Genomic DNA, 262 nt, shown 5'->3' with positions numbered 1-262 from the left:
CTTGAGCAGCGAGCCCGAGGCCAGCACCACGGCACCAATCAGGCCCAGCACCATCAGCGAGAAGTATTCGGCAGGGCCGAACTTGAAGGCCACCTCGGTCAACGGGGGTGCAAAGGCCGCCAGGATCAGCGTACCCACGCAACCGGCAAAGAACGACCCCAGGCCGGCAGCCGCCAGCGCGGGCCCCGCCCGCCCCTTGCGCGCCATCTGGTAGCCGTCGATCACGGTCACCACCGACGACGACTCGCCTGGCAGGTTCACC

General features: G+C 68.3%; 1 protein-coding gene. It reads right to left on the bottom strand.

Annotated elements, in window-relative coordinates; translation table 11 throughout:
- The coding region (locus tag KM800_RS15265) for a tripartite tricarboxylate transporter permease (protein ID WP_217813840.1) at positions 1-262 on the bottom strand (262 nt) is incomplete at both ends.

Source organism: Clostridium tyrobutyricum (assembly GCF_019144085.1).
GTDB lineage: Bacteria > Bacillota > Clostridia > Clostridiales > Clostridiaceae > Clostridium_B > Clostridium_B tyrobutyricum_A.
The sequence above is the reverse complement of the archived record's forward strand: the minus strand, read 5'-3'. Positions and strand labels throughout refer to the sequence as shown.